Raw genomic sequence first — 22198 nt, 5'->3', positions numbered from 1 at the left:
GCTTCCTACGCAACCCAGTGCGACATGGGCAACTGGGCGGGGGCACTCCTCCGACCGCACTCTCGGTTGCCTCATTCGCGACATGCAGCGCTATGCGCAACCGAGCATCGAGGTGGGGGAGCCATGGGTCAAGAGGTCGGTTCCGGCCGGGCGGGAGGGGAGCGCGACCCGTTCCCGACCCGCACCCCCACCCGCCCCGGGCCCGGGACAGGGCCCGGGGCGCATCCCCGTCACTCCCCCACGTACGCCGCCAGATGCTCCGCCGTGAGCGTGCCTCCCGTGGCCACCAGCTCCGCCGGCGTCCCCTCGAACACGATCCGTCCGCCGTCGTGGCCCGCGCCGGGGCCGAGGTCGATGATCCAGTCGGCGTGGGCCATGACCGCCTGGTGGTGCTCGACGACGATGACGGACTTGCCGGAGTCGACGAGCCGGTCCAGCAGGCCGAGCAACTGCTCGACGTCGGCGAGGTGGAGGCCGGTCGTCGGCTCGTCGAGGATGTACACGCCGCCCTTCTCGCCCATGTGGGTCGCAAGCTTCAGCCGCTGCCGCTCACCGCCGGACAGCGTGGTGAGCGGCTGGCCGAGGGTGAGGTAGCCGAGCCCGACGTCCGAGAGGCGCTCCAGGATCCGGTGCGCGGCCGGCGTACGCGCCTCGCCGGTGTCGAAGAACTCCAACGCCTCTGTCACCGGCATCGCCAGCACCTCGCTGATGTCCCGCCCGCCGAGGTGGTACTCGAGGACCGAGGCCTGGAACCGCTTCCCCTCGCACTCCTCGCAGGTGGTGGCGACCCCGGCCATCATCGCGAGGTCGGTGTAGACGACCCCGGCCCCGTTGCAGGTGGGGCATGCGCCCTCGGAGTTGGCGCTGAACAGGGCCGGCTTCACCCCGTTGGCCTTCGCGAACGCCTTGCGGATCGGCTCGAGGAGCCCGGTGTAGGTCGCCGGGTTGCTGCGCCGGGAACCGCGGATGGCGCCCTGGTCGACGGAGACGACCCCTTCCGTGACCGGGATCGACCCGTGCACCAGCGAGCTCTTGCCGGAGCCCGCGACCCCGGTGATCACGGTCAGCACCCCGAGCGGGATGTCGACGTCGACGTCCTGGAGGTTGTGCGTGGCCGCGCCGCGGATCTCCAGCGCGCCGGTGGCCTTGCGGACCGTGTCCTTGAGTCCGGACCGGTCGTCGAAGTGGCGTCCGGTGACCGTGCCGCTGGTCCGCAGCCCCGCCACGGTGCCCTCGAAGCACACCGAGCCGCCCGCCGTACCGGCACCGGGGCCGAGGTCGACGACATGGTCGGCGATCACGATCGTCTCCGGCTTGTGCTCCACGACGAGCACCGTGTTGCCCTTGTCCCGCAGGCGCAGCAGCAGGTTGTTCATGCGCTGGATGTCATGGGGGTGCAGCCCGATCGTCGGCTCGTCGAAGACGTAGGTGACATCGGTGAGGGAGGAGCCGAGGTGGCGGATCATCCTGGTGCGCTGCGCCTCGCCGCCGGACAGGGTGCCCGAGGGGCGGTCGAGGGAGAGATAGCCGAGGCCGATCTCCACGAAGGAGTCGAGGGTCTCCCCCAGCGCCGTCAGCAGCGGCCCCACCGACGGCTCGTCCAGCGCGCGGACCCAGTCGGCGAGGTCGCTGATCTGCATCGCGCAGGCGTCGGCGATGCTGATCCCCTTGATCTTCGAGGACCGGGCGCCCTCGTTGAGCCGGGTGCCCTCGCAGTCGGGGCACACCATGAAGGTGATCGCCCGGTCGACGAACTCGCGGATGTGCGGCTGCATCGACTCGCGGTCCTTGGCGAGCATCGACTTCTGGATGCGCGGGACGAGACCCTCGTAGGTCATGTTGATGCCCGCGATCTTCATGCGGGTGGGCTCGCGGTACAGGAAGTCCTGGAGCTCGCGCTTGGTGTACTTCCGGATCGGCTTGTCCGGGTCGTAGAAGCCGGACTCGCTGTAGAGCCGGTACCCCCAGCCGCCGGCCTTGTAGCCGGGGATCGTCAGCGCGCCCTCGTTGAGCGACTTGGAGTCGTCGTAGAGCTGGGTGAGGTCGATGTCGTTGACCGTGCCCCGGCCCTCGCAGCGCGGGCACATGCCGCCGACGATGTTGAAGCTGCGCCGCTCCTTCACGGTCTGCCCGCCGCGCTCCATGGTCACCGCGCCCGCCCCGCTGATGGAGGCGACGTTGAAGGAGAAGGCCTTGGGCGAGCCGATGTGCGGGGTGCCGAGTCGGCTGAAGAGGATCCGCAGCATCGCGTTGGTGTCGGTGACGGTGCCGACGGTGGAGCGCGGGTCGCCGCCGAGGCGCTGCTGGTCGACGGTGATCGCGGTGGTCAGGCCGTCGAGGACGTCGACCTCGGGCCGGGCGAGCGTCGGCATGAAGCCCTGCACGAAGGCGCTGTAGGTCTCGTTGATCAGCCGCTGGGACTCGGCGGCGATGGTGTCGAACACCAGCGAGCTCTTGCCGGAGCCGGAGACTCCGGTGAAGACCGTGAGCCGGCGCTTCGGGATCTCGATGCTGACGTCCTTGAGGTTGTTCTCGCGCGCCCCGTGCACGCGGATCAGGTCGTGGCTGTCAGCGGCGTGCCGGTTGCCCGCGGTGGCCTTGCTCATGGTGACGTGTCCTCCCGTTTTCGACAGCTTCGAACATTACGTCGACGCGGACGCCTCAGCGCAGCTCCTAGACGCGGATCGTGTTGCCCGCGGGGTCGAGGAAGGCGCAGTCCCGGACGCCGGACGGCTGTTCGATCGGCTCCTGGATCACCTCGGCGCGGGCCTGGAGCCACTCGAAGACGGAGTCGAGGTCGGGGGTGGCGAGCAGGAGCCCGGGGGCCTCGTCCCCCGGCTGCAGCACGATCGAGGTGTCGGGCCGCCCCACCGGGCCGACCGTGAGCCGGCGCGTGCCGTCGTGGCCCGCGTCACCGCGGACCTCGAAGCCCAGTACGTCCCGGTAGAAGGCCAGGGAGGCCTCCGGGTCGGCGTGAGGGAGGAAGCTCGCCCGCATCCGGATGTCCATGCCCGCCACGCTAGCCACGGCCGACGGGCCGCGCTTCTCCGATCCTGACCGCTCTCAGCGCACCAGGCTCGCGATGTGCGCCGTGACGGTGTCGAGGATGTCCGCCCAGGCGGCCGCGTCGCCGAGGACGAGGTAGTTCAGGGTGAGCCCGTCGGTCATGGCCGCGAGATAGCGGGCCAGGACGGAGACGGGCACCCGCAGCTCCAGGTCCATGTCCCCGCGGAGCTGCTCGATCAGCTCGGCGTAGGCCTCGCCGTAGAGCTCGTACTGTCGCCTGGCGAGATGCCCGAAGCCGGGCTCGCGCAGCGCGTACTGCGTGAGCTCGTAGGTCAGCATGTGCGCTTCCGGGTTGGCGCGGACGTGGTCCCAGTAGGCCCGGAACCCGGCGGCGACGGTCTCCTCCAGGCCGCCCTGGGGGCGCAGTGCCTCGCGCACCACGCTCACCGAGTGGTCGGTGAGCGTGGTGATCACCGCCTCGACGAGGGCCTGCTTGGAGTCGAAGCAGTAGTGGAAGACGCTGAGGGACACGCCGGCCTCGGCGGCGATGGACCGGGTCGTCGTCCTGGCGACGCCGTCCCGGGCCATCGCCCTGATGGCGGCTTCCGTGAGCTGTCTGCGCCGCTCGGCCGACGGCATGCGTGCCATGCGTGTCCCCCGCTGTCGATCAGGTCAGCCGCTGTGGACGCCGACCTCGTGCAGCGAGTATCCCCAGTCGGTGCCGCGGTCGAGACCGTGGACCCGGACGTACCGGGCCGGTGTGCCCGCGAACCTGGCGGTGTCCAGGCCGCCGTCGCCCGACGTCGTGGACCAGACGCTCTGCCAGTTCGTGCCGTCCGTCGACAGTTCGATCCGGTACGACGTCCCGTACGCCCGCTCCCAGTCGAGCGTGACCTTGGAGACCAGGTGGGTGGAGCCCAGGTCGACCTGCCACCACTGGTCGTCGCTCCAGTCGCTGGCCCAGCGGCTGGAGTCGTCGCCGTCCACGGCCCGCCCGGGCTGGTAGCTGGTGAAGGGGTTGGACTCCGACGAACTGGCCGTGGCCGTGCGCCCGGTGGCCAGGTTCACGGACGCCTGGTGCCGCTCGGAGGCGCCCCAGGTGTCGAGGTAGGACTCGGCACCCCGGAACAGGTCGTCGACCACGTCCTGCCCGCCGACGAGCCGGATGTCCTCGATCCAGTCGGGGATCATGCCCACGTGCGCGGCCCCGTCGGTGTTGAGGTCGAAGGTGCGCTGCCCCGAGGTCTGCCGGTCGACGACCGAGCCGCCGTCGACGCTCCTGAAGGGGTACGTCACCTTGTTCGGGGCGTCCGCCCCGCGCGGTGCCGGGTGGTCGCCGATGCCGTTGAAGTCGGTGCCGTAGGCGTATCCGACGCCGTACTTGTCGCGCAGGGCGTTCGTACGCCTCGCCTCGGCGGCGAACCCTTCGGAGCCGTGCATGTACTGGGCGACGAAACCACCCAACGAGTAGACCCGCTCGGTCCAGTTGAGGTCCATCCAGCTATGCGAGGAGAGCACGCCCGGGTAGTTCGCGGCCTCGAAGATGTCGAGGACCTGGCCGGTGGCCTTGACGCTCATGTGGTCGATCTCGAGCATCATCTTGCGTTTCATCATGCCCCGCACGGCGTACTCGCCGAGCTCGGTGAGCCCGCGGACGTTGCACTGCGCGGCCTTGTCGTACGACGGGACCTCGACGCCGGCCGGCAGGTCCGCCTCGGCAGCGGAGGCCGCCGTGCCGATGGGGTTGTCGTGCTGCGGGCCCTTGCAGTCCTCGGTCTTCCAGAAGGTGCCGGTGGACAGGAACTGCCCGACGTTGATGGCGGTGCCGAGGCCGCCCTCGTCGAAGCGGACCCCGCACAGGGCGTTGTCGAACTTGTGGCACAGGAACATCGAGCGCACGCCGAGCCCGTACAGCTCGTCGAGGCCCTTGTCGATGTCCGCCCTGCTGCACTGCCCGATGTCGAGGATCTGCTTGCAGCCGAAGGGCTCGGAGGTCTCGACGCCGAGGACGACGGCCAACTTGCCCTGCTCGATGACCTGTCGGGCCTGCGCGCTGTCGGTGACGATCCGGAACCAGCCCTTCCCGGTGCCGCCGTACATCCTGTCGACGAAGGCCTGGAGGTCGTAGGTGAGCTTGGCCTGGAGGCGGATCGACGTCATCTCGTCGCAACCACGGTCCTTGAAGGGGTAGACCGAGCAGATCATCCCGTTGGTGACGAGGTCGTTGACGAGCACCCGCTGACCGCCGCGCCAGGCCCGTTCCACCCAGGCGTAGTAGTTGGCCTGATGGGTCATCGAGTCGTACGCCGGCCAGTCCTTGAAGGTCGGCCAGCCGGTCGGGTCGTGCCTGCCGTCGCCGCCGTGGGTGATGTAGTCGAAGATCGCGAGGGTGCCGTCGGGGTAGTGCTCGGGGCAGTCCTTGAGCGCGTCGGCGACTCCGGCCTCGGAGAAGACCTTGCCGCAGATCAGGCGTCCGCCGAAGGCCTCGTTGGAGAAGAGGTGGTTGTGGGCGTCGACGAACCCCCGGACCTCGCCGGCCGCGTTGGTGCCGGTGAAGGGAGCCCCGGTGACGTCGACTCCGGCGTCGGGGGCGGGCCGGGCCGTCGGTGTCCACCAGTCGGTGGCCGCCGAGCTCGGCGTGGGACCGAGGATCGCGGCCAGCACCAGGAAGAGCACGGAGACGACAGTGATGTTCTTGCGACTGCGGCAGGAGCGTCCAGGCATGGCCCACGTCCCTCGGTCGGCGGGATGCGCCGTCGACCGAGGGCGTTTTGACTGCCCTTGGACTTGTCATGACCGGCGCAATAGATGCGTCGAGGATCGCGACCGGGCGCGTTCCGAGTCAAGGGTCCGGGACAGTTGACCTGATACCTGGGGGACGTCAACCGTTCACGCAGGCCGCTCCGTTGAGAGTGAAAGCGGCGGGTGCGGTGTTCGTGGCGCCCTTACTGCCGATGAACCCCAGGGTCACCGAGCCTCCGGCGGCGATGGTGCTGGTGTAGGAGGCCGGGGTGACGGTCACCGAGCCACCGCTCTGCGCGGCCGTGCCGCCCCACATGTTGGAGACGGTCTGTCCGTCGGCGAAGGTGAAGCCGAGCTTCCAGCCGGTCACCGCGGCGGTACCGGTGTTGCGGACGACGATCTCGCCCTGGAAGCCGCCCTGCCACTCGCCGACCACCCGGTAGCCGACGGAGCAGCTCCCGGCGGGCGTGCTCGTCGTCGTGACGCCCACCGTCGCCGAACGGGCCGACCGGTTGCCGGCCGCGTCCCGGGCGTAGACGGCGAAGGTGTACGCCGTACCGGCGGACAGTCCGGTCACGGTCACCGAACTCGTCGTCGAGGCCGCCACCTTGGTCTCCGTGCCGCCGCCGAGGCGGACCACGTCGTACCCGGCCACGCCAACGTTGTCAGTGGACGCCGTCCAGGACAGGTGGGCCGAGGTCGCCGTGACCGCGGAGGCGGTCGGGGCGCCGGGCGCGGTCGGGGCCTGGGTGTCGGTGGAACCGCCGCCGAAGACCGTGGCCTCCCTGGCGGTCTGGGCGATGCCGTTGGCGCCGTTGAAGATCCGCTGACCCCACGCCGTCATCCGGGCGGGGTCGAAGCTGAGCACGAGGTCGAGGATCGGGTCGGTGTTGCCGCTCCAGGACCAGGCCAGATAGCCGATGTCGAGCTGCTCGGCGGTGGCCATCATGGTGTCCTCGTCCGGATCGCCCCACTGGTCGGCGGGGCCGCCGAATTCCCCGATCACGATGGGCAGTTCGGCGCTCACGAAGGCGTTCAGGTAGTCGGTGATCTCCGCCGCGGTGTCGAAGACGCTGTACATGTGGATCGAGAAGATCAGGTTGCCGGTGGTGTCGGCGGCGTACACGGCCTGGGCGTTGGTGCGCATGACCTGCTGCCAGTCCTGGCCCCAGTTGGGCGCGTCCACCATGATCGTGTGCTCGAAGCCGGCGTTCCGCAGCTTCTGGATCGCGGCGATCGTCGGGGCGGTCCAGCCCGCGGGGTCGGTGTTGCCCCAGGGCTCGTTGCCGATGTTGATGACGATGTAGTTCTCCTGGCCGGCCAGCACGTTCTTCAGGCCGATCCAGTAGTCGGCGGCCTGGTCGAGGGTGCCGGCGGCGGTGTCCTCGCCGTATCCGGTGGTGTCGTGCACCTCCAGGACGCAGATGAGCCGGTTGGCCTTGCACTGGGCGATCACGTTCGCCACGTCGGAAGCGGTGTTGGCGGTCCAGCGGTGCCCGTCGGCGAGGACCACCCGGACGGTGTTGGCGCCCTGTGCCTTGATGTCGGCCAGCGAGTCCAGCTCGTCGGGGTACCAGGTGTGGGCGTGGTTGACGCCGCGCATCACGAAGTCGTTGCCGTTGCCCTCGACCAGGCGGCCGTTGCTGATGTGCAGACCGGCGGCCTGGACACCGGGTTCCTGGGCGGCCTGGGCCGTGCCGGGACAGAGGGCGCCGAGCACCACCAGTCCGACGAGGGCCGCCAGCCTGGCCAGGAGGGTGGATAAGGGGTTCTTTCGCGTTCTTCTCACTGCGGCTCCAGGGGGTGGGTGGTGCAGCCGGAAGGTGTATGGGAGCGCTCCCATAGAAGCCAACCGGTCAAGTACACGTCAAGATGCGGGACGGCAAAGGGCCGTGAGCGCGCATAGGGTTCCGAGCCTCGACCACCGCACCCGGGAGGCACGTTGACCACACCACCCGTCGGCCCCGACACCGTCAACGCCGAGGCCTGGCAGGCCTACGGCGACCACCATCTGCGGCGCGGCACCGAACTGCCGGAGCTGGAGCGCTTCGACTGGGGTCTGCGCGGCACCGGCCCGGGCGCCGGGATCCTCGGCGAGCTCGCCGGACGGCGGGTGCTGGACCTCGGCTGCGGCCCGGGCCGGCACGCCGCGCACCTGGTCCGGACGTACGGCGCCTCGGTGGACGCGGTCGACTCCTCCCCCACCCAGCACGAACGCGCCCGCGCCCGCTACGGCTCCCTGCCCGGCCTGCGCCTGATCAGGGCCGACGCCGTCGCCCACCTCGGCGATGCGGAACCGTACGACGTCGTCTACTCCGTCAACGCGGTGCCGTACATCGACCCGCGCCGGCTGCTGCCCGCCCTGGCCTGGGCGCTGCGCCCGGGCGGGACGCTGTGCTTCACCGTGCTGCACACCAACTCGCGCGGTGACGGCCCCTCCACGGTCGTCGAGGCCCGGCCCGAGATTCTGGGGCTCGCCGGAGGCGGCGAGGTGGAGGTGCGGATGTGGGTGCTGACGCCGGAGCTGTGGACGGACCTGCTCGGCGAGCACGGCCTGCGCGTCGAGGGCATCGACGTCCTGGACGCGCCGCAGGAGGACAACCACGCCTCGTACCGGATCCTCCGGGCCACCCGGCCGGTCCGGGTCTCCTCCCGCCCGCGCGGCAGCCGCCCCCCGGTCCCGCACGCGGCGATCGGGGTCGGCGCCATCCTGTACGGCCCGCGCGGGCTGCTCCTGGGCCGGCACCGGCGCGGGACCTGGGAGCTGCCCGGCGGCACGGTGGAGCCCGGCGAGTCCTTGGAAGAGACCGTCGTGCGCGAACTCCGCGAGGAGACCGGCATCGAGGCCCGCCCGTCCGACGTACGGCTCCTGGGCACGCTCCTCGACCAGGTCGACGGTGTGGTCCGGATGACCGTGGCCACCCGGGTCACCGCGTGGCACGGCGAGCCGTCCGACCAGCCGGACGAACGCGTCGGCGACTGGCGCTGGTTCGCCCTGGACCGCCTCCCGGAGAACCTCTTCGTCTGCAGCGCCCAGGGCCTGACCGCCTGGCGCCCGGACCTGCCGGTCGACCACACTCCGGCACACTTCACGCCGTTCGCCGGTCAGGAGCCGTGCAACCCCCTCGCAACCTTCCCCGTGCTGGACTCCGACCATGGACGAGGATTCCGCACGTGACGTGTACGACGAGGTGCCGCGTGTCGAGCTCACGCCCGCGGCCGCCGAGCTGCTGCGCCGACTGCGGGAGGCGCACGGGCCGCTGATGTTCCATCAGTCGGGCGGGTGCTGCGACGGCAGCGCGCCGATGTGCTACCCGGAGGGCGAGTTCCGCACCGGCGGCTCGGACGTGCTGCTCGCCGAGCTGGAGGTGCCGGGGGTCGGGGAGCCGGTGACCTTCTGGATGTCGAGGAGCCAGTACGAGGTGTGGGCCCACACCCGGCTCATCGTCGACGTCGTGGCCGGCCGGGGCAGCGGATTCTCCCTGGAAGCACCCGAGGGGGTGCGTTTCCTCGTCCGTTCGCGTGTGGTCGGCGCCGAGTAGCCCCCCGGGTCATCGTCGTCTGGTGCACTTCACCTGAGTTCTGGAACAGTCGACACGACCTCAGGGAGAGCTGTGACGCACCGTCAAAGACGTTCCGGCGCAGGCAGATCGGTCCTCACGTTCCTCGCGGCATTCGGCACGCTGGCCGGTGCGGCCCTGGTGGGCGCGGCACCGGCCGGCGCCGCGCCGGCGTGGACGCGGCTCGCGACCGGCGTGCACTACGAGCAGTTCGACATCTCCGCCGCCGCGGGCGTGGCCCACGCCCATGTCATCCGCGTGGACCTGGCGGAGCCGCGGGTGCGGGTGGAGCTGCTGTACCCGGGGGCGGTGGCCGCGCGGGCCACGGTGTCCCGGCTGGCCACCGCACAGGGCGCCCTCGCGGGGGTGAACGGCGACTTCTTCAACATCTCGGAGACCCAGCACCCGGGCGTCGAGGCCACCGGCGCGAGCGTGGGTCCGGCGATCGCGCAGGGCCGCGCGCTCAAGGCGGCGGTGCCGAAGGGGCAGCGCTTCGGGCCCGCCCTGCCGCCCGGCACGGGCACGAAGGAGGTGTTCGGCGTGGGCACCGACCGGCGGGCCCGCCTCGACGACCTGGCGCTCGACGGCTCGGTGCGGACGCCCGAGGGCCAACTGACGCTCCGCGGGCTGAACCAGTACGCGCTGCCCGTGGGTTCGGTCGGGGCGTTCACCTCGGACTGGGGCAGCGCGTCCCGGGTGCGGGCGACCTGCGGGACGGACGGCGACCGGGCCGCCCCGTGCAGCACGGACACCCACGAGGTGACCGTCCGGGACGGGAAGGTCGTCGCCACCGCCGACACCCCGGGCCGCGGGCCGATCGCCGCCGGCACGACCGTGCTGGTGGGCCGGGAGGCCGGCGCGCAGTACCTGCGCAAGCTCTCGGTGGGCTCCGCGGTGACCGTGCAGCACCGACTGGTGGCGGCCTCCGCGGGCACCCCGTACCGGTTCGCGCTCGGCGGTTACCCGGTGCTCGACGACGGGGTCCCGTTGCCCGGCCTCGACGACACCACGTCTGCCGTGCGCACGGCCGTGGGGATCGCGGACAGCGGCCGGCGGCTGTATCTCCTCGCGCTGGACGGCTCCCCCGACTACCGGGGCGGCCTGACGATCGCCGAAGTCGCGGACACCATGCGGACGTTGGGCTCGGTCGACGCCTTCAGCCTGGACGGCGGCGGCTCCACGACGATGGCCGCCCGCAGATCGGGGTCCGGCACCGTCACCGCCGTCAACCACCCCTCGGGCGGCGCCGAACGCCCCGTCCCGAACGGCATCGGGGTCTTCGCGACGGGCTGAGGTCAGGGCCGCAGACCGCTCACGATCCCGGCGGTCGCCGTGAGGCCGCTGTGGATGGTGGGCGCGAGGCTCGTACTGGCGAGGTAGAAGCCGAGCAGTGTGCACACCACCGCGTGGGAGACCTTGAGTCCGCCGCTGCGCACGAAGATCACCGCCAGGATCAGCAGCAGCACCAGTACCGAGATGGAAATCGCCATGGACAGCCTCCTCCGCCACGCCACCGGGTCTGTTTCGCGGCGTTCGGCCGCAAGTGTGGCGTAGCGGAGGGTTCGTCCGGGCGGCTGAGGCGTCCTCCGAACGAGTGGTGTCCGGGCGCGCGCGAAGGCGCCTAGCGGTGGGTGTCCAGGAAGGCCTCCAGGCCCGCCAGGTCGTCGGTGTTGAGGTGGTCGACGCCGGCGGCGAGGAGTTCGCTCCACAGCGCGTCGCGGGCGGGTCCGGCCAGGTCCGGAGTGGCCCAGAACCGCACTTTCTGTCCGCGCGCGTGGGCCTGCCGGACCAGGCTCCGCAGCTTCTGCCGCTCGGCGTCGGGGAAGGCGCCCTCGCCGAGCCAGGTGAAGTTGAGCGTCCAGTTGTCGCTGATCAGCGGGATGAGGGAGGCGGGCGCCGCGGTGCCGAGGTCGGCGAGCCGGCCGTCGTAGAAGGCCCGGCGCACGCTCTGGGCCTCCATCGGCGGGCGGGCGGCGCGGTCGCCGGAGATCACGGCGGTCACCGGTCCGGGGACGACCTTGCCGTGGACGTACGTCGTGAACAGGTGCCGGTAGCGCCGCAGGTGACGGTCGAGTTCGAGGTAGGTCGAGGAGCCCTCGGTCTTGATGTCGACGAGGAGTTGGAGGGGCCGGCGGTCGCCGCGGTACACGGAACCGTGGTGGGCCTTGACGATCCTGGCGAGCGGGTCGAGGTAGAGGGACTCCAGGGTGCGCGCCGGGTCGAGGTCGTCCACGGTGTGGCCGACGAGGAGTTGGTCGCCGACGAGGAAGATGTCGGCCTCGACGCTGCCGAAGCGGTGGTCGAGGGCGTCGAGAAGGGGGCGCGGGTGCTCGTAGTCGTTGTGCGCGTGGGCACGCCACAGCGGGCGCGGCCGGTGCTTTCGACTGTCGGCCCAGGCGCTGCCGACGGGCGCGGCGAGCGTCGCGCCGGCCGCGGCGCCGAGGGTGGTGAGGGCTCTGCGACGGGTGATGAGGGCCATGTTCTGCCTCCCTGCGGGACGGGTCGGAACCACAGGGAGTATGGGGCCCTTGGGTACTCAATGGACCTGTACGTGCCAGGAGTTGGCCGGACCGCCGCCGCCCGTTCACCCCTTCTGGCCGAGCGCACGGAAAAGCCCGCCCCTGGTGGGGCGGGCTTCACCGGCGTTCACCGGGTGCGGCCTACGGCGCCTGGAGGTCGACGAGTTCGGCCAGTCGGGCGCGGTGCGCGCCGGCCGTGCCGTAGGCGATCGAGTCGGCCTTGGCCCGCTTGAGGTACAGATGGACCGGGTGCTCCCACGTCATGCCGATGCCGGCGTGCAACTGGAGCGCCTCCTCGGCGGCGTGCACGGCCACGGACGCCGCGTAGGCCTGGGCGACGGCGACCGCCACGTCGGTGTCCTCACCCGTCGCCAGCGCGTCGGCCGCGTTGCGGGCGGCGGCCCGGAGGTTGACGACCTCCAGCCAGAGCTGGGCGAGCCGGTGCTTGAGCGCCTGGAAACCGCCGACCGGCCGGTTGAACTGCTTGCGCTCCTTGAGGTAGCGCACGGTCTCGGTCAACGTCCAGTCGGCCAGGCCGAGTTGCTCGGAGGCGAGCAGTCCGGCCCCGGCCCGCAGCGCGCGGTGGACGGCGGCCTCGGCCTCGCCCAGCAGGCGGCCCTCGGCCCCGTCGAGGGTGACGGCCGCGAGCGGCCGGGTCAGGTCGAAGGGGATCTGCGGGGTGACGTCCACGGCGGAGGCGTCCACCGCGTACAGTCCGCCGTCGTCCGCGGGCACCAGCAGCACGTCGGCCGCGGCGGCGTCCGCGATCGCGGTCAACTCACCGTGCAGGGCTCCGTTCTCACGGCGTACGACGGTGTAGGCGCCGCCCGGGGCCACGTTGAGGGCGACGGCCAGGGCGCCGATCCTGCGCCCGGACGCGAGCTCGGCGAGCAGCTCGTCGGCGTCGCAGGCGAGCAGTGCCTCGGTGGCGACGACCGCACTGGTCAGGTAGGGCACGGGGGCCACCGCGCGGCCCAACTCCTCCAGGACGACGGCCGCTTCGCGGTGCGAGGCACCCTGGCCGCCCTTGTCCTCCGGGACCAGGAGTCCCGCGAGGCCCATGCCGTCGGCGAGGGCCTTCCAGGCCGCGAGGTCGTGCGGGGCGTCCGACTCGGTGCGGGCGATCACGCCGGGCGCGTCGCAGTGGTCGGCGAGCAGGTCGCGTACGGCGGCCCGCAGCGCCTCTTCCTCCTCCGAGTACAGCAGGTCGCTCATCGGGCCAGGTCCTTCCAGGCGACGTCCTTGTCGGTGCGCGGCTCGGCCGGGAGGCCCAGGACGCGCTCGGCGACGATGTTCAGCAGGACCTCGCTGGTCCCGCCCTCGATGCTGTTGCCCTTGGAGCGCAGATAGCGGTATCCGGCGTCCCGGCCGGTGAAGTCCACCAGTTCGGGCCGGCGCATGGTCCAGTCGTCGTACAACAGGCCCTCCTCGCCGCGCAGTTCGACCTCCAGGCCGCTGATCTCCTGGTTGAGGCGGGCGAAGGCGAGCTTCATGCCGGCGCCCTCGGGGCCGGGATGGCCGGCGACGAGCTGCTGGCGCAGGCGTTCGGCGGTGAGACGGGCGACCTCGGAGTCCACCCAGAGCTTCAGCAGGCGCTGGTGCAGATCCTGGGTGCGCAGTTCGGGGCGCTCGCGCCAGGTCCTGGAGACCGGGCCGATCATGCCGCCCTCGCGGGGCAGCCGCATGCCGCCGATGGCGACGCGCTCGTTGTTCAGCGTGGTCTGCGCGACCCGCCAGCCGTCGCCGACCTCGCCGAGGCGCCGGGAGTCGGGGATGCGGACGTCGGTGAGGAAGACCTCGTTGAACTCGGCCTCGCCGGTGATCTGCCGCAGCGGGCGGACGTCGACGCCGGGGTCGGTCATGTCGCAGACGAAGTAGGTGATGCCCGCGTGCTTGGGCACGTCCGGGTCGGTGCGGGCGATGAGGATGGCCCAGCGGGAGTTGTGGGCCCCGGAGGTCCACACCTTCTGCCCGTTGACGACCCAGTCCTCGCCCTCCCGGACGGCCCGGGTGCCGAGCGCGGCGAGGTCGGAGCCGGCGCCGGGCTCGCTGAAGAGCTGGCACCAGACCTCCTCCCCCACCCACAGGGGCCGCAGATAGCGCTGCTTCTGCTCCTCGGTGCCGTACTTGAGGATCGTCGGCGCGGCCATGCCGAGGCCGATGCCGTTGCGTCGCGGGGCGTTGTCGGGGGCGCCCGCGGCCTCCAGCTCGGCGTCCACGACGGCCTGGAGGGAGCGGGGGGCGTTCAGCCCGCCGAGGCCCTCGGGGTAGTGCACCCAGGCGAGCCCCGCGTCGAAGCGGGCCTTGAGGAAGTCGAGCCGGTCCGTGGTCGCGGGCGGGTGTGCGGCCAGCAACTCGGCGGTACGGCGCTTGAGTTCGGCGGCGTCGGTCATGCCTGTGCTCCCGTGGGTACGACGGCGATGCGGCCCGTGGTCACCCCGTCGCCGAGGCGCTGCACGGCGTCCGCGGCTCCGGCCAGCGGCACCCGCTCGCTGATCAGGGGCTTGATCGCGCCCCGGGCGGCCAGTTCGACGAGCTGCTCGTGGCAGTGCTGGACCAGTTTGGGGTTCTTGGTGTTGTACAGGCCCCAGTGCAGGCCGAGGATCGCGTAGTTCTTCACCAGGGCGTGGTTGAGGCCGGGGTTCGGGATGGTGCCACTGGCGAAGCCGACGACCACGATCCGCCCCTCGAAGGCGACGACCTTGGTCGACTGCGTGTAGGCCGCGCCGCCCACGGGGTCGTAGATCACGTCCGCGCCCCGGCCCCCGGTGGCCTCCTTCACGGCGGCGACGACGTCCTCGGCGCGCCGGTCGACCACCACGTCACAGCCCAGCTCGCGGGCCATGGCGGCCTTGTCGGCACCGCCGACGACCCCGATGACGGTGGCCCCGGCGGCCTTGCCGAGCTGCACGGCCGCGCTGCCGACCCCTCCTGCGGCAGCGTGGACGAGCAGGGTCTCGCCGGCCTCCAGGTGCGCCCGTCGGTGCAGCCCGAACCAGCCGGTCTGGTAGCCGATGTGCAGCGCGGCGGCCTCGGCGTCGTCCAGCGAGTCCGGCGCGGGCAGCAGAGCGGCGGTGTCCGCGACGGCGTACTCGGCGAAACCGCCGTACGGCAGCGCGGGGTTGGCGATCACGCGCCGCCCGTCCTCGGTCTCGCCGCAGATCTCCACGCCCGGGGTGAAGGGCAGCGGGGGGCGGACCTGGTAGTGGCCCCGGCACATCAGCACGTCCGGGAAGTTGATGTTCGCGGCGCGCACCTTCAGCAGGACCTGGCCGTCGCCGGGCGCGGGCCGTGCCACGTCCGCGAGGCGCATCACCTCGCTCGGCTCGCCGTTCTCGTGCACTTGCCAAGCCTGCATGGGGGGCCTCCACGGGACTGCGTCGTCGTGCCGGGATCTGACCGGGGTCCTCCGCATACTAAGCGGTCGCTTGCCGATCAGGGAACCGTCCGCGGGGAAAGAGTCGGCCCGCGCACCGGGGGCCGCTCAGCGGTTGCAGGACCGGTGCGGCCTGAACAGGGTGACAGGGACGAGCCGGGCACCCGCCTCCCGCGGGGGCGGCCCCGGCGATCCCCGGAAAGGACCCGCGCACATGACGGTCATCAACAGCCCGCTGCCCGACAAGGAACGCGAGATCGCGGGCAGCGCCCTCCAGGAGACCCTGGTCGACCTGCTCGACCTCTCCCTGGTCGCGAAACAGGCGCACTGGAACCTGTACGGGCCGCGCTTCCGTTCCATCCACCTCCAGCTCGACGAGGTGGTCACCACCGCCCGCGCGTACGCCGACACGGTGGCCGAGCGCGCCGCGGCGCTGGGGGTGAGTCCGGACGGCCGGGCCGCCACCGTCGCGGCCACCAGCGGGGTGCCGGAGTTCTCACCCGGTTGGACGAAGGACGTCGACGCGGTCGGCGCGCTGGTGGGGGCCTTCTCCGCGGTCGTCGGACGGGTACGGGAACGCATCGAGAAGACCGGCCCCGCGGACCCCGTCACCGAGGACCTGCTGATCGGCCTCGCCGCCGACCTGGAGAAGCAGAGCTGGATGTTCCAGGCCGAGCACCGGGCCTAGCCGGCCGGACCGCCCCGGGCCGGCCGCGCGAGGGCGTTCAGCGCGCGAGCCGGTGCGGATGGGCCGGGTACACGCCGAGGATCCGCACCTCGGTGGAGAAGAACCGCAGTTCGTTCAGGGCGAGGGCGACGTGCCGCTCGTCGGGGTGCCCCTCGACCTCGACGTAGAAGCGGCTGGCGTCGAGGCCCGCGCCGACCTGGTAGCTCTCGATCTTCGTGAGGTTCACCCCGCTGGTGGCGAACCCGCCCAGCGCCTTGAAGAGCGCGCTCGGGATGTTGCGCACGGAGAAGAACAGGCTCGTCATCGTCGGCTCCCCGGTGTCCGGGCCCACCACGGCCTCCCGGGACAGGACGACGAACCGGGTGGTGTTGTCGGGGTCGTCCTCGACCCCGGCACGCAGCACGTCGAGGCCGTACAGCCCGGCCGCGGCGGGCGGGGCGAGCGCCGCGTGCCGCGGGTCGCCCAGTTCGGCCACCTCGCGCGCCGCGCCGGCGGTGTCGTCGGTGACGAGGGTGCGCCAGCCGCCGTCCCGCAGCACCTTGCGGCACTGCCCGAGGGCGTGCACATGGCTGCGTACGCACTCCACCTGGTCCGCCGTCGCGCCGGGCACGCCCATCAGGTCGAAGCGGATGGCGAGGAAGTACTCGGCGATGATGAACAGCCCCGACTCGGGGAGCAGGTGGTGCACGTCCGCCACCCGTCCCGCCGCGGAGTTGTCCACCGGGATCACGGCGACGTCGGCCGTGCCGAGCGTGACCGCGTCCAGCGCCTGCTCGAAGCCCGTGCAGGGCTGCTCGGCGCACCCCGGGTACAGGGCGTTGGCGGCGGTCGCCGAGTTGGATCCGGGTTCACCTTGGTAAGCGACGGTCGTCACGGGCTTCGGTCTCTTGTCGTCGGGCGGCAGAAGCTCCGTAACGTACCAGGAACGCCCGATCCGGGATCAGGGCGTCCAGCAACGCCGCCGCCGCTCACGCCTTGCGGGGTCGGGCCCGTACGTGCATCCGCTCCCCCTGCGGCCCGAAGAGGCTGAGGAACTCCGCCGGCCCCTCCCCCGTCGAACCGAACCAGTGCGGCACCCGGGTGTCGAACTCCGCCGCCTCCCCCGCCGCCAGCACCACGTCGTGGTCGGCCAGCACCACCCGCAGCCGCCCCGCCAGCACGTACAGCCACTCGTAGCCCTCGTGGGTGCGCAGTTCCGGCTCCTCCTCGCGGCGCGGCACCAGCACCTTGAAGGCCTGGAGGCCGCCCGGCTGCCGGGTGAGCGGCCAGAAGGTGCGCCCGTGCCGTTCGAGCGGTGCCGAGCGCACCCGGGGGTCGCCGACCGGCGGGGCGCCGACCAGTTCGTCCAGCGGCACCTGGTGGGCCTGGGCGATCGGCAGCAGCAGCTCCAGGCTGGGCTTGCGCAGGCCGGACTCCAGGCGGGAGAGGGTGCTCACGGAGATGCCGGTGGTCTCCGAGAGGGCCGCGAGGGTCACCTCCCGGTCCTTGCGCAGCCGCCTGAGCCGGGGTCCCACCTCGGCGAGAACTTCGTCGGTACTCATACCCGTATTGCAGAATCGGCAAAGTTGTTTGTCAATCCCGCGTCCCCGGAGCGACCGTGTCGGCATGACCGAGACATACGGCGAGACATACGAAGTGATCGTGGTCGGTGGCGGCGCGGCGGGTCTGTCCGCCGCCCTGGTCCTGGGCCGGGCCCGGCGTCGCACCCTGGTCGTCGACGCGGGTGAACCGCGCAACACGCCCTCCGCGCACATGCAGGGCTTCCTCACCCGGGACGGCATGGCACCCGCCGAGTTCCTGGCGATCGGCCGCGAGGAGGTCGAGGGGTACGGCGTCGAGCTGGTCCGGGACCGGGTGACCGAGGTCGCGCCGGGCTTCACCGTGACCCTCGCGGGCGGACGCGTGGTCCAGGCCCGTCGCCTGGTCGTCGCGACCGGCCTCAGGGACGAGCTCCCGGACGTGCCCGGGGTCGCCGAGCGCTTCGGCAAGGACGTCCTGCACTGTCCGTACTGCCACGGCTGGGAGGTCCGCGACCAGGCCTTCGGCGTGCTGGCCACGACCCCGCTGAGCGTGCACCAGGCGCTGATGGTCTCCCAGTGGTCGAAGGACGTGACCCTGTTCCTCCACACGGTCGCCGAGTCCGAGCTCGCGGACGACGACCTGCGCAGGCTGGCCGCGGCCGGCGTCAAGGTGGTGCCGGGCGAGGTCGCCGGACTGGAGGTGACCGACGACAGGCTCACCGCCGTACGGCTGCGGAACGGCACGGCGCACCCGCGCGAGGTCGTCTTCACCGCCCCGCGGGCCGTCCCGCAGAACGGCCTGCTGGAGCGGCTCGGGGCGGAGTTCCAGGAGACGCCCTTCGGCAGCTACCCCGTGGTCGACGCGACCTGGCGGACGACCGTGCCCGGGGTGTACGCGGTGGGCAACGTGGCCGGCTTCGGCGAACAGGTGATCAACGCGGCGAGCGCCGGGTACCGGGCCGCCGCGACCGTCAACGGCGAGCTGCTGATGAGCGACCTCGACGCGGCCGCCGGGGTGTAGACCGGCCGTCTCCGGTACACCCTGGAGTCATGTTGCTTGCCCGGCTGGCCCAGGTGTCCCAGGACGTCGCCGAGACCTCGGCGCGCTCGAAGAAGATCGCGCTCCTCGCCGAGCTGTTCCGCGACGCCGAGGCGGACGACGTCCCGATCGTCATCCCGTACCTGGCGGGACGGCTCCCGCAGGGCCGGCTCGGCGTCGGCTGGAAGGTGCTGAGCCGCCCGGTCGCCCCGGCCGCCGAGCCGACCCTGACCGTCGGCGCGGTGCACGCCCTGCTGAGCGAGCTGGGCAAGGTCGCGGGCGCGGGTTCCCAGGCCGAACGCGCCCGGCTGGTCGGCGCGTTGATGGGTGCGGCCACCGAGCCCGAGCAGCGGTTCCTGCTCGGTCTCATCACCGGCGAGGTGCGGCAGGGGGCGCTGGACGCGGTGGCGGTCGAGGGCCTGGCCCAGGCGACCGGGGCGCCCCCGGCCGACGTCCGCCGTGCCGTGATGCTCGCCGGCTCCCTCCAGACCGTGGCCGAGGCCCTGCTCACCGACGGCCCGCCCGCCCTGGACCGCTTCCGGCTCACCGTCGGCCGCCCGGTCCTGCCGATGCTGGCGCACAGCGCCTCCTCGGTGGCCGAGGCGGTCGAGAAGCTCGGCACCTGCGTGGTCGAGGAGAAGCTGGACGGCATCCGCGTCCAGATCCACCGGGACGGCGACGTCGTGCGGCTGTACACCCGCACCCTCGACGACATCACCGACCGGCTGCCCGAACTGACCGCAGCGGCACTGGAGTTGCGGGGTGAGCGGTTCATCCTGGACGGCGAGGTGATCGCCTTCGACGAGGACGGGCGCCCGCGCTCCTTCCAGGTGACCGCGGGGCGGGTCGGCTCCCGGGTGGACGTGACGACGGCCGCCGAGGCGGTGCCCGTCTCGCCCGTCTTCTTCGACGCCCTGTCGGTCGACGACCGCGACCTCCTCGACCTGCCCTTCGCCGAACGGCACGCGGAGCTGGCCCGGTTGGTGCCGGAGCCGATGCGGGTCCGGCGCACGCTGGTGTCGGGTCCCGAGGACGTCCACGAGGCCGAGGAGTTCCTCGCCGAGACCCTGAAACGCGGCCACGAGGGCGTGGTCGTGAAGTCCCTCGACGCGCCCTACAGCGCGGGCCGGCGCGGCGCTTCCTGGCTGAAGGTCAAGCCCGTGCACACCCTCGACCTGGTGGTGCTGGCCGCCGAGTGGGGCCACGGCCGCCGTACCGGCAGGCTCTCCAACCTGCACCTCGGCGCCCGCACGGCCGACGGCGGCTTCGCCATGCTCGGCAAGACCTTCAAGGGCATGACCGACGCCATGCTCACCTGGCAGACCGAGCGGCTCCAGGAGCTGGCCGTCGACAGCAGCGGTTACGTGGTGACCGTACGGCCCGAACTCGTCGTCGAGATCGCCTACGACGGCCTCCAGAGGTCGACCCGCTACCCGGCCGGGGTCACCCTCCGCTTCGCCCGCGTGGTCCGCTACCGCGAGGACAAGCGCCCCGAGGACGCCGACACGGTCGAGACGCTGCTGGCCGCGCACCCCGAGGTGCGGCCGTGAGGACGAGCGCGGGCCTGCTGTTGTTCCGGCACACCGGGGACGGCCTGGAGGTATTGCTGGGCCATATGGGCGGCCCGTTCTTCGCCCGGCGCGACGCCGGGGCCTGGACCCTCCCGAAGGGCGAGTACGAGCCCGGGGAGGCCGCCTGGGACGCGGCTCGCCGGGAGTTCCGGGAGGAGCTCGGGCTGGAGCCGCCCGACGGGGAGGCCGTACCGCTCGGTGAGGTCCGGCAGACGAACGGCAAGGTCGTCACGGCGTGGGCGATCGAGGCGGACCTCGATCCGGCGACCGTGGTCCCGGGGGTGTTCAGCATGGAGTGGCCGCCGAAGTCCGGGCAGACGCGGGAGTTCCCCGAGCTGGACCGCGTCGAGTGGTTCGGCCTCGACCGGGCCCGGTCCGTGATCGTCAAGGCGCAGGCCGCGTTTCTCGACCGGCTGGCTGAGCACTCGGCCTGACGTCCACGCGTTGCGGCCGCCCCCGCCGCGCGGGAAGGTCGAAGCACATTCAGCTCTTCAGGAGGTCGGTCATGCCCATCGCGACGGTGAACCCGGCGAACGGCGAGACGCTCAAGACGTACCAGGCCATGGGCGAGGAGGAGATCGAGCGCAGGCTCCAGCTCGCGGAGGCGACGTTCCGCACCTGGCGGACGACCTCCTTCGCGGACCGCGCCCGACTGCTGAACCGGGCCGCGGAACTCCTCGACGGCCTCCAGCAGGACATCGCCAAGGTCATGACGACCGAGATGGGCAAGCCGGTCAAGCAGGCCCGCGCGGAGGCCGCCAAGTGCGCCAAGGCGATGCGCTGGTACGCCGAGAACGCGGAGTCGCTGCTGGCCGACGAGGAGCCCGCCGAGCACGACGTCAAGGACTCCGGCGCCTCCCGCGCCCTGGTCCGCTACCGGCCGCTCGGACCCGTGCTCGCGGTGATGCCGTGGAACTTCCCGCTGTGGCAGGTCGTCCGCTTCGCCGCGCCCGCGCTGATGGCGGGCAACGTCGGCCTGCTCAAGCACGCCTCGAACGTGCCGCAGACCGCGCTGTTCCTGGAGGACCTCTTCCACCAGGCGGGCTACCCGGAGGGCTGCTTCCAGACCCTGCTCGTCGGGTCCGGCGCGATCGACGAGATCCTGCGCGACGAACGCGTCAAGGCGGCCACGCTCACCGGGAGCGAGCCCGCCGGACGCGCGGTCGCCGCCACCGCCGGGGACATGGTGAAGAAGACCGTGCTGGAACTCGGCGGCAGCGACCCGTACATCGTCATGCCGTCCGCGGACGTCGACCGGGCCGCCGAGATCGCGGTGACCGCCCGTGTGCAGAACAACGGGCAGTCCTGCATCGCCGCCAAGCGGTTCATCGTGCACACGGACGTCTACGACCGGTTCGCCGAGCGGTTCGTCGCGGGCATGGAGGCGCTCAAGGTCGGCGACCCGCTGGAGGAGGACACCGAGGTCGGACCGCTCGCCAGCGAGCAGGGGCGGACCGACCTGGAGGAGCTGGTCGACGACGCCCGGCGCAGCGGGGCGAGCGTGCTGTGCGGCGGCGAACGGCCAGAGGGGCCCGGCTGGTACTACCCGCCGACCGTCGTCGCCGACGTGAGCCGCGAGATGCGCATCCACCGCGAGGAGACCTTCGGCCCGGTGGCCACGCTGTACCGGGCGGCCGACCTCGACGAGGCGGTGCTGATCGCCAACGACTCGGCGTTCGGGCTCAGTTCCAACGTGTGGACCCGCGACGAGGCCGAGGTCGACCGGTTCGTCCGGGATCTGGAGGCCGGCGGGGTGTTCGTCAACGGGATGACCGCCTCGCATCCGGCGTTCCCGTTCGGCGGGGTGAAGCGGTCCGGGTACGGGCGTGAGCTGTCCGGGCACGGAATCAGGGAGTTCTGCAACATCACGACGGTTTGGCACGGAGCGTGACACTTGCGCGGCTAACATCCCGGGTGTGAACCGCGAAGTGACTCTGCCTCTGATCGTCGACGACCGCGGGACCCTCCAGGTGGCCGCGGCCGATGTGAGCAAGCTGCTCCGCAGTCTTGGCGGGCGGTGGCTGCACCTGGTCGAGGCCGGGGCCGACGGGCTGGACGAGGACACGGTCGCCGCGCTGACGATCGAGCTCGCGAAGCTGGCCGATCGGATCGACGTCGCGTGCATCGCGCACAGCAGCGGCGGGGCGCCGTAGCGGTCGGGGCGCCCTGGCAGTCGC

General features: G+C 71.9%; 21 protein-coding genes. 9 read left to right on the top strand and 12 right to left on the bottom strand.

Features of this window, described 5'->3' with window-relative positions; all coding sequences use genetic code 11:
- Positions 1 to 230 precede the first annotated feature (230 nt).
- The 5 genes from ACZ66S_RS22050 to ACZ66S_RS22030 all read right to left on the bottom strand — a co-directional run bounded on the left by ACZ66S_RS22050 (position 231) and on the right by ACZ66S_RS22030 (position 7537).
- Positions 231 to 2606, bottom strand: a complete 2376-nt coding sequence (locus tag ACZ66S_RS22050) for an ATP-binding cassette domain-containing protein (RefSeq protein WP_469903209.1) — start codon at positions 2604 to 2606, stop codon at positions 231 to 233.
- A gap of 67 nt (positions 2607 to 2673) precedes the next feature.
- Entirely contained in the window at positions 2674 to 3009 is a 336-nt protein-coding gene (locus tag ACZ66S_RS22045) for a VOC family protein (RefSeq protein WP_469903208.1), read from the bottom strand.
- Positions 3010 to 3063: 54 nt separating this feature from the next.
- A complete protein-coding gene (locus ACZ66S_RS22040; RefSeq protein ID WP_469903207.1) occupies positions 3064 to 3654 on the bottom strand; it encodes a TetR/AcrR family transcriptional regulator in 591 nt (196 codons plus the stop codon).
- A 24-nt stretch (positions 3655 to 3678) separates the two neighbouring features.
- Positions 3679 to 5730 carry a galactose-binding domain-containing protein gene (locus tag ACZ66S_RS22035; protein WP_469903206.1) on the bottom strand — a complete coding sequence of 684 codons (2052 nt, stop codon included), beginning with the start codon at positions 5728 to 5730 and terminating at the stop codon, positions 3679 to 3681.
- Positions 5731 to 5887: 157 nt separating this feature from the next.
- Complete coding sequence (locus ACZ66S_RS22030; protein WP_469903205.1) at positions 5888 to 7537, bottom strand: cellulase family glycosylhydrolase; 1650 nt, start codon at positions 7535 to 7537, stop codon at positions 5888 to 5890.
- Positions 7538 to 7690: 153 nt separating this feature from the next.
- Between ACZ66S_RS22030 and ACZ66S_RS22025 the strand changes: the two genes are divergently transcribed.
- From ACZ66S_RS22025 to ACZ66S_RS22015, 3 genes are all read left to right on the top strand, one after another.
- Positions 7691 to 8926 carry a bifunctional class I SAM-dependent methyltransferase/NUDIX hydrolase gene (locus ACZ66S_RS22025; protein WP_469903204.1) on the top strand — a complete coding sequence of 412 codons (1236 nt, stop codon included), beginning with the start codon at positions 7691 to 7693 and terminating at the stop codon, positions 8924 to 8926.
- Positions 8904 to 9290 (top strand): DUF779 domain-containing protein, encoded by a 387-nt coding sequence (locus tag ACZ66S_RS22020; protein ID WP_469903203.1) that lies wholly within the window; start codon positions 8904 to 8906, stop codon positions 9288 to 9290. The genes ACZ66S_RS22025 and ACZ66S_RS22020 overlap by 23 nt, the downstream gene beginning before the upstream one ends.
- A 72-nt stretch (positions 9291 to 9362) precedes the next feature.
- Positions 9363 to 10601 (top strand): phosphodiester glycosidase family protein, encoded by a 1239-nt coding sequence (locus ACZ66S_RS22015; protein WP_469903202.1) that lies wholly within the window; start codon positions 9363 to 9365, stop codon positions 10599 to 10601.
- Between the two features lie 2 nt (positions 10602 to 10603).
- Here the strand turns inward: ACZ66S_RS22015 and ACZ66S_RS22010 are convergent, their stop codons facing one another.
- The 5 genes from ACZ66S_RS22010 to ACZ66S_RS21990 all read right to left on the bottom strand — a co-directional run bounded on the left by ACZ66S_RS22010 (position 10604) and on the right by ACZ66S_RS21990 (position 15185).
- Entirely contained in the window at positions 10604 to 10798 is a 195-nt protein-coding gene (locus tag ACZ66S_RS22010; RefSeq protein ID WP_365448636.1) for a hypothetical protein, read from the bottom strand.
- A gap of 131 nt (positions 10799 to 10929) precedes the next feature.
- Positions 10930 to 11787, bottom strand: a complete 858-nt coding sequence (locus ACZ66S_RS22005; protein ID WP_469903201.1) for a phosphatidylinositol-specific phospholipase C/glycerophosphodiester phosphodiesterase family protein — start codon at positions 11785 to 11787, stop codon at positions 10930 to 10932.
- A 181-nt stretch (positions 11788 to 11968) separates the two neighbouring features.
- Positions 11969 to 13042, bottom strand: coding sequence for an acyl-CoA dehydrogenase family protein (locus ACZ66S_RS22000; protein ID WP_469903200.1), 1074 nt, complete (start codon positions 13040 to 13042; stop codon positions 11969 to 11971).
- The gene (locus tag ACZ66S_RS21995) at positions 13039 to 14220 is read right to left on the bottom strand and encodes an acyl-CoA dehydrogenase family protein (RefSeq protein WP_469903199.1); all 1182 of its coding nucleotides are present in this window, start codon (positions 14218 to 14220) and stop codon (positions 13039 to 13041) included. The genes ACZ66S_RS22000 and ACZ66S_RS21995 overlap by 4 nt, the downstream gene beginning before the upstream one ends.
- Positions 14217 to 15185 (bottom strand): NADPH:quinone oxidoreductase family protein, encoded by a 969-nt coding sequence (locus tag ACZ66S_RS21990; protein WP_469903198.1) that lies wholly within the window; start codon positions 15183 to 15185, stop codon positions 14217 to 14219. Before ACZ66S_RS21990 ends, ACZ66S_RS21995 begins: the two co-directional genes overlap by 4 nt.
- A 232-nt stretch (positions 15186 to 15417) precedes the next feature.
- Here ACZ66S_RS21990 and ACZ66S_RS21985 point away from each other — a divergent pair, with 232 nt between their 5' ends.
- The gene (locus ACZ66S_RS21985; RefSeq protein WP_469903197.1) at positions 15418 to 15891 is read left to right on the top strand and encodes a Dps family protein; all 474 of its coding nucleotides are present in this window, start codon (positions 15418 to 15420) and stop codon (positions 15889 to 15891) included.
- A 37-nt stretch (positions 15892 to 15928) separates the two neighbouring features.
- Here the strand turns inward: ACZ66S_RS21985 and ACZ66S_RS21980 are convergent, their stop codons facing one another.
- The gene (locus tag ACZ66S_RS21980; protein WP_469903196.1) at positions 15929 to 16765 is read right to left on the bottom strand and encodes a prephenate dehydratase; all 837 of its coding nucleotides are present in this window, start codon (positions 16763 to 16765) and stop codon (positions 15929 to 15931) included.
- Positions 16766 to 16859: 94 nt separating this feature from the next.
- On the bottom strand, positions 16860 to 17432 hold the full coding sequence (locus tag ACZ66S_RS21975; RefSeq protein ID WP_469903195.1) for a helix-turn-helix domain-containing protein: 573 nt from the start codon (positions 17430 to 17432) through the stop codon (positions 16860 to 16862).
- A 64-nt stretch (positions 17433 to 17496) separates the two neighbouring features.
- Between ACZ66S_RS21975 and ACZ66S_RS21970 the strand changes: the two genes are divergently transcribed.
- From ACZ66S_RS21970 to ACZ66S_RS21950, 5 genes are all read left to right on the top strand, one after another.
- Positions 17497 to 18432 (top strand): NAD(P)/FAD-dependent oxidoreductase, encoded by a 936-nt coding sequence (locus tag ACZ66S_RS21970; RefSeq protein ID WP_469903194.1) that lies wholly within the window; start codon positions 17497 to 17499, stop codon positions 18430 to 18432.
- Positions 18433 to 18461: 29 nt separating this feature from the next.
- The gene (locus ACZ66S_RS21965) at positions 18462 to 20000 is read left to right on the top strand and encodes an ATP-dependent DNA ligase (protein ID WP_469903193.1); all 1539 of its coding nucleotides are present in this window, start codon (positions 18462 to 18464) and stop codon (positions 19998 to 20000) included.
- A complete protein-coding gene (locus tag ACZ66S_RS21960) occupies positions 19997 to 20455 on the top strand; it encodes an NUDIX hydrolase (RefSeq protein WP_469903192.1) in 459 nt (152 codons plus the stop codon). Before ACZ66S_RS21965 ends, ACZ66S_RS21960 begins: the two co-directional genes overlap by 4 nt.
- Before the next feature lie 71 nt (positions 20456 to 20526).
- Positions 20527 to 21912 (top strand): NADP-dependent succinic semialdehyde dehydrogenase, encoded by a 1386-nt coding sequence (locus tag ACZ66S_RS21955; protein ID WP_469903191.1) that lies wholly within the window; start codon positions 20527 to 20529, stop codon positions 21910 to 21912.
- A gap of 25 nt (positions 21913 to 21937) precedes the next feature.
- Complete coding sequence (locus ACZ66S_RS21950; protein ID WP_007380390.1) at positions 21938 to 22174, top strand: DUF6213 family protein; 237 nt, start codon at positions 21938 to 21940, stop codon at positions 22172 to 22174.
- Positions 22175 to 22198: the final 24 nt, after the last annotated feature.

The organism is Streptomyces sp. NPDC107471 (genome assembly GCF_055582845.1).
Note: the sequence above shows the minus strand (reverse complement) of the source record. Positions and strands in the feature narration are given on the sequence as shown.